Annotated in this window: 6 protein-coding genes; 1 reads left to right on the top strand and 5 read right to left on the bottom strand. The window is 71.6% G+C overall.

The window, feature by feature from the left end:
* Positions 1 to 164: 164 nt before the first annotated feature.
* The 5 genes from KGQ19_RS46715 to KGQ19_RS46695 form a co-directional block, all read right to left on the bottom strand.
* On the bottom strand, positions 165 to 1,148 hold the full coding sequence (locus KGQ19_RS46715) for an aldo/keto reductase (RefSeq protein WP_212021760.1): 984 nt from the start codon (positions 1,146 to 1,148) through the stop codon (positions 165 to 167).
* A gap of 34 nt (positions 1,149 to 1,182) precedes the next feature.
* Positions 1,183 to 2,964, bottom strand: coding sequence for a putative PEP-binding protein (locus KGQ19_RS46710; protein ID WP_212021758.1), 1,782 nt, complete (start codon positions 2,962 to 2,964; stop codon positions 1,183 to 1,185).
* Positions 2,961 to 3,584, bottom strand: coding sequence for a dihydroxyacetone kinase subunit DhaL (dhaL, locus tag KGQ19_RS46705; protein WP_212021756.1), 624 nt, complete (start codon positions 3,582 to 3,584; stop codon positions 2,961 to 2,963). Before dhaL ends, KGQ19_RS46710 begins: the two co-directional genes overlap by 4 nt.
* Positions 3,585 to 3,652: 68 nt before the next feature.
* The gene (dhaK, locus tag KGQ19_RS46700) at positions 3,653 to 4,651 is read right to left on the bottom strand and encodes a dihydroxyacetone kinase subunit DhaK (protein WP_212021754.1); all 999 of its coding nucleotides are present in this window, start codon (positions 4,649 to 4,651) and stop codon (positions 3,653 to 3,655) included.
* A 306-nt stretch (positions 4,652 to 4,957) separates the two neighbouring features.
* Positions 4,958 to 5,731 carry an IclR family transcriptional regulator gene (locus KGQ19_RS46695; RefSeq protein ID WP_212021752.1) on the bottom strand — a complete coding sequence of 258 codons (774 nt, stop codon included), beginning with the start codon at positions 5,729 to 5,731 and terminating at the stop codon, positions 4,958 to 4,960.
* A gap of 138 nt (positions 5,732 to 5,869) precedes the next feature.
* Between KGQ19_RS46695 and dhaM the strand changes: the two genes are divergently transcribed.
* The coding region (dhaM, locus tag KGQ19_RS46690) for a dihydroxyacetone kinase phosphoryl donor subunit DhaM (RefSeq protein ID WP_212021750.1) at positions 5,870 to 6,290 on the top strand (421 nt) is incomplete at its 3' end.

The raw sequence follows: 6,290 nt of genomic DNA, 5'->3' as shown, positions 1-6,290 counted from the left end.
CCGACTGGTCAACCTCGGCCTCCACCACACCAGCGGCACCTGGGCACTGAGCACCACCACATGATCGAGGGAGCCGCCCCACACGAGGACGGCCCCCCATCACAAGATCTTCATTAGCGTTCTAGGCCAAGTCATCACCAGGGCAAACGTTGTCTGACACGGCACTACGCCCAAGCCATCCGCGACCGCTGCGCCCAGTACTCCGACGCGGGCAAAGCCAGCGCGGAAAGCTGCTCCAGCTGATCAGCCGCCAAGTGCAGGCGTGCGGCAGCCACGTTGCTCTCCAACTGCGCCACAGTGGCCGCGCCCGACAACACGATGTCGGCCCAAGGCTGAACCGCGACCGCAGCCAGCGCCACGGCGTCCACCGTCGCCGACGCCTTCGATGCGACTGCGGCCAATACCGAATCATCATGCGGCTGCTCAGCGAGATCCGCACCGGCGAGATCCGCATCGGCCAGGTGCGCATCAGTAAGCCGCCCGTTAGCCAGCGCCTCCTTAACGACAACCGTCCACCCAGCCTCATGCGCCTCAGCCAAAGCCGGCCCGGCGGAGGTCTCCAGCACGTTGTACGTAGCCTGAACCGCTTCGAAGAGCCGACTCCCGCCGACCGTGACCCGCAGCGCCGCCCGGATCGCCTCAGCCTGCCGCGGCCCGCTCGTCGACAGCCCGATTCGTACGCCCTGAGCCGCCAGCGCGGCCAGCCGGCGGTGCAGCGCCTGATCGGTCAGCGCCGGGCTGTCCGGGGTGACCGAGTGGATCTGGTACAGGTTCAGACGATCGCCGAGCAGCGCGCGGGTCTCGCCGATCTGCCGGGTGAACACCGCGACGCTGTGGTCCTTGACCTCGTGCACCGGTGCGTCGACGCGCCAGTCGGCCGTGTAGGTGTAGCCCCACTTGCTGCCGATGGCGACGTCGTCGATATCAGGGTGCGAACGCAGCCAGCCGGCCAGGAACTCCTCGGCGCGGCCATAGGAGCGGGCGGCGTCGAAGTAGCGGATCCCGACCGCGTAGGCCGCGTCCAACACCGCGTGCGCACGCGATCGCATCGCCTCGACGGAGCGGTCGGCGGGCAGGTCGTCGGCACGTCCCAGGTTGATGTACCCCGGACGTCCCACGGCCGCCAGGCCCAGCCCGAAGGCCACCATAGATTTCTCCCGTGTGTGTAAATGGTTCGCCGCTTCAAGGCATCTCAGGCCAGCAGCGCTGCCGCACCACGCGCTGCACGCTCTCCAGCGTCTCGAACCCCATCGCCTCGGCGGCCACCTCGGCGCACACCCGCGCGTCCAGCCGCCGAATACGTACCCTGACCTCGTCCAACGCGGCGGGAGCCACCGACAACACGTCGCACCCCACACCGATCAGCAGCGGGACGACGAGCGGATGGGCAGCGGCATCTCCGCACACTGATACCTTCAGGCCACGCTCGTGTGCCGCCGTCACAGTGCGCGCTATCGCCTGCAACACCCGCGGATGCGCGGCCAGCGCCGGGGACACGGCCGGGTCACGCCGGTCCAGGCGCAGGACCTGACTGGTCAGATCGTTGCTGCCGATGGAGAAGAAGCCCGCCTGGCCGGCCAGCTCGGAAGCGATCTCGACTGCCTCCGGGAGCTCGATCATCGCGCCGATCGGCGGCGTCGGCACTCCCAGCTCCGTGGCGACCTCAGCCAGGATCCGCGCGCACGAGGCCAGCTCATCGACCGTGGCCACCATGGGAATCATGATGCGCAGATCACACGCGGCTCCGGCGGTGAGGATCGCACGGAACTGATTCGCGAAGGCCTGTGGCGCGGCGAGCATGTACGGCAGGCCCCGGCCCAGGTGCCCGTCCACCGCCTTGTCCGCGAGCAGCGGCGGGAACTTGTCGTCGGCGAAGTCCAGCGTCCGCACCGTCACCGGCTTCCCGGCCAGCTTGCTGAGGATCGGGGTCAGAACCGCAGTGTGCTGATCCGCCGTGGGCCATTTGTGCGTGTCCAGGAACGGCAGTTCGGTACGCAGCAGGCCCACGCCGTCGGCGTTGGCGTTGTTCGCGGCCTTGGTCTCGATCGCCGTGGCGACGTTGGCGCGCAGCGCGACGGCTCGGCCGTCAAGGGTCTGCGACGGCAGGTCGCGCTCGGCGGCCAGGACCTCGCGACGCCGGCGCGCCGCCGCCATCACCGCGACCGCCGCCTGCCGCTCCCCCGGCTCGGGATCCACGACGACGGACGGGCCCTCGGCCTCGATGAGGACCTCCGTGCCGTCCGGATGGTTCAGCACCGCCGGGCTGACGCCCAGCACCAGCGGGATCCCCAGCGAGCGGGCGATGATCGAGGCGTGCGAGTTGGGCCCGCCGACCAGCGAGACGGCCGCGACGACCAGATCGCCGTACTCCAGCAGGTCCGCGGCGCCGATCTCGTGCGCGACCAGCACCACCGGGCCGTCCGGCGCTGCCGATGCGGCACCGGCGCCGGCCCCTGCCCCGGCACCGGTGCCCGCACCGGCCAGGTGCGCCAGGACGCGGCGGCCGACCTGGCGCACGTCGGCGGCGCGTTCGGCCAGCATCGGATCGTCCAGGGCGGCGAGCATGGTGCCGTATTCCTGCACGGCTTGGACGACGGCGCGCGAAGCCGGCTCCCCGGCCCGCACCTGCCGCAGCGCCGCGCCCCGCAACTCCTGGTCCTGCGCGATGTAGCCGTCGACCTCGACGATGTCGGCCAGGTCGGTCTGCCCGGAGTCCCGCAGTGTGCGCGCCAGCCCGGCCAACTGCTCGGCCACCGCGTCGAACGCGTCGGTGACCTCTGCGACCGGGTCCGCACCGGCGGCGCCCGGGCCGCCAACGCCGTCGGCATCACCCGGACCGCCAGCACCGCCGACGTCACCCGAACCCCGCTGCCCCAAGGCCGCCGGCACCACATCGGTATGGCGCAGCACCCCCAGCGCCGTACCCCCAGACGCCGACTGGCCGACATACGTCAGTCGAGTCACGGCTTCAGCACCTCGGCCAGGGTCCGGAAGATCAGCGCGGCGGAGGTCGCACCGGGGTCCTGGTGCCCGATACTGCGGGAGCCGAGATAGGACGCCCGGCCCTTGCGCGCCTGCAGAGGAATCGTGTCCTTGGCCCCGGTCTCGGCGGCAGCGGCGGCCTTCTCAGCCGCGGTGGCCTCGTCCTCCCCGGCGCGCGCCGCGGCGCCGAACGCCTCCAGCGCCGGAGCCAGGGCATCGACCATGGTCTTGTCGCCGAGCACCGCCGCCCCGAGCTTCTGCACCCCGGCGAGCCCGGCGTCGAACGCCGCGGCCAGTTGCTCGGCGTCGGCGACCGGCCCGGTCAGCTGCTTGCCGGTGGCCCGGAAGAAGGTGCCGTACAGCGGACCGGCGGCGCCGCCGACCTTGGAGATCAGCGTGGTCCCGGTCTTGACCAGCACGTCGCCGACCCCGGCCGGCTCATAGCCGTCCAGGGCCGCGACGACGGCGGTGAAGCCGCGTTGCATGTTCACCCCGTGGTCGGCGTCGCCGATGGCCGAGTCCAGCTGGGTCAGGTGGTCTTTGTGCTGGTCCATGGCCGCGGCTATGGACCGTACCCACGTCCGGGTCTGGTGGATGTCCACCGGTCGACTCCTTTTGTCCGAGGTCTGGCGGGGTAGCGGGCGGCTGGGCGGCTATGCGCCCAGGCGCCTTACGCGCCCCAGCGCAGGGCCGGGGTGTTCACCGGCGCGTCCCACAAGGCAAGCATCTGTTCGTCGGCTTTGCACACGGTGAACGACGCGCCCGCCATCTCCAGGCTGGTGATGTAGTTGCCGACCAGGTTGCGGGCGATGCGCACGCCGCGCTCGGCGAAGTACTTCGCGACGTCGGCATAGGCGACGTACAGCTCGATCAGCGGGGTGCCGCCGAGGCCGTTGACCATCACGATGGTCTCCTCGCCCGCGGCCAGCGGCTGGTCGGCGAAGATGGCGTCCAGCGACCGGGCGACGATCGCGGCGGCCGGTTCGAGCTTCTCGCGGCTGCGGCCGGGCTCGCCGTGGATGCCGACGCCGACCTCCATCTCGTCCTCGGCCAGCTCGAAGCCGGGCTTGCCGGCCGCCGGCGTGGTGCAGGGGCTCAGCGCGACGGCGAAGCTGCGCGAGGCGGCGTTCACCCGGCGGCCGATCTCGGCGACCGAGGCCAGGTCGGCGCCCTGTTCGGCGAGCGCCCCGGCGATCTTCTCGACGAACACCGTCGCCCCGGTGCCGCGGCGGCCGGCGGTCCAGGTGGAGTCCTTGACCGCGACGTCGTCGTCGACCAGGACGGTGGCCACCTCGATGCCGTCGTCCCCGGCCAGCTCCGCCGCCATCTCGAAGTTGAGCACGTCGCCGGTGTAGTTCTTGACGACGAACACCACGCCGGCCCCGCCGTCCGCGGCCTGGGCGGCGGCCAGCATCTGGTCCGGGACCGGGGAGGTGAAGACCTCACCCGGGCACGCCGCGTGCAGCATGCCGGGGCCGACGAAGCCGCCGTGCAGCGGTTCGTGCCCGGAGCCGCCGCCGGAGATCAGGGCGACCTTGCCGACCGAGGGGCCGCCGGCCCGGGTGATGATCCGCGCCTCCAGGTCCACCTTCAGCGTGGGATGGGCCGCCGCGACGCCGGCCAGCGCGTCGTCCAGGACGGTATCGGGAGAGTTGATCAGCTTCTTCATGCCGGGACTCCTTCGGAGGACACTGCGACGGACAGGCGGACGTGCGGGCGAACGGGACGGCGGGACGGGCGGCCCCGGCGATCGCCCCTACAACGAGTCTCCCGCCTGCGATCTATGCGGCGATATAGCCGGGCACGTCGCACCAGGTCAGCGTGCCGCCGCTGGCGGCGTCTCACCTCCTTGCGGGGGACCCAAGCTTGCGGGGGACCCAAGCGTCCACCGGCAGAGATTTACCCAGCCGACTTCTGTTCGTCATCACTGAACGATGTTCGGAAGCTAACCCCGGTGCCCGCCGGTGTCAAGGGATCAGGGCCGGGCGACCCGGGCACCGCCCCGGCCGGCGCCGAGCTCGCGCGAGATCTGCCGCGCCACCTCGCGCACCGCCACAATATGGTCCTGACGTGCGGCTTCGTCCAGGACCCGCTCGACCGGGCCGATGACGCCGATCGCCCCGGCCACGCCGTTGCGGTCGAAGACCGGCGCGGCGATCCCGGCGTCGCCGAGGGCCGACTCCTGGTTCTCCAGCGCGTGGCCGGTCCGTCCGACCTCGTCCAACTGCCGGGACAACGCGGCCGGGTCGGTGATGCTGGAGCCGGTCAGCGCCGACAGGTCGCCGGCCAGCAGCGTCTCGCGCTGCTCCGGCGGCAGGAACGCGACGATCGCCTTGCCCAGCGCGCACGTGTTCCACGGGATGCTGGCGCCCACCTCGAGGATCTGCACGACGCCCTCCGGGCGGAACGCGTGGTGCACGACGAAGACGTGGTCGCCGGTCAGCACCGCGACCCAGACCGCCTCGTCGGCCCGCGTCGCCAGGGTGTCGGACCAGCTCAGCGAGCGGGCGCGCAGCTCCTGGGTGTCCAGGTAGGCGTTGCCCAGCAGCAACAGGCCCGGGCCCAGCTGGTAGCGGCCGGTCTCGGAGTCCTGGACGACCAGGCCCTCGCCCTCCAGCGTGCGCAGCAGGGCGTGCACGGTGGGTTTGGCGACGCCGACCCGCTCGGCCAGCTCGGTCACGCCCAGGCGCGGACCACCGGCGGCGAGCTCCCGCAGGACGCGCACCGCACGCTGCACCGACTGCACCATCCGCCGACCCTCGCCTTCAGTAGCGCCGCACTCGGCCGCGTCCAGCGGCCGCGTCCATCCGCCCGCGTTCAGCGGTACTCGGCACGCAGCCGCTTTCAGTATTGCTGAACAGCGTTCCGAGATTTAGTATCACCGTTCATGAACCAGTCCATCGGCATCGTACTCGTATCCCACAGTGCCCAACTGGCGACGGGTCTGCGCGAACTGCTGGCCCAGATCGGCTCGGACCGGGTACCGGTGGCCGTGGCCGGCGGCACCGAGGACGGCGGCCTGGGTACCAGCTACGACCGCATAGTGGCGGCCATCGCCGAGGCCGACCGGGGCGCCGGGGTGATAGTCCTGCCCGACCTGGGCAGCTCGGTGCTCACCACCTTGGCGGTGCTGGAGGACTATCCCCGCGCCGACGTGCTGCTGGTGGACGCCCCGTTCGTCGAGGGCGCGGTGGCCGCCGCCGTCACCGCGGCCACCGGTGCGGATCTGGCCGCGGTGGCCGAGGCGGCACGGCAGGCGCGGGGCGTCGTGAAGGTGGAGAGTGACACGCCCGCCGCCGCCCCCGAGC

This window comes from Catenulispora pinistramenti (assembly GCF_018274385.1).
Classification (GTDB): Bacteria; Actinomycetota; Actinomycetes; order Streptomycetales; family Catenulisporaceae; genus Catenulispora; species Catenulispora pinistramenti.
Note: the sequence above shows the minus strand (reverse complement) of the source record. Positions and strands in the feature narration are given on the sequence as shown.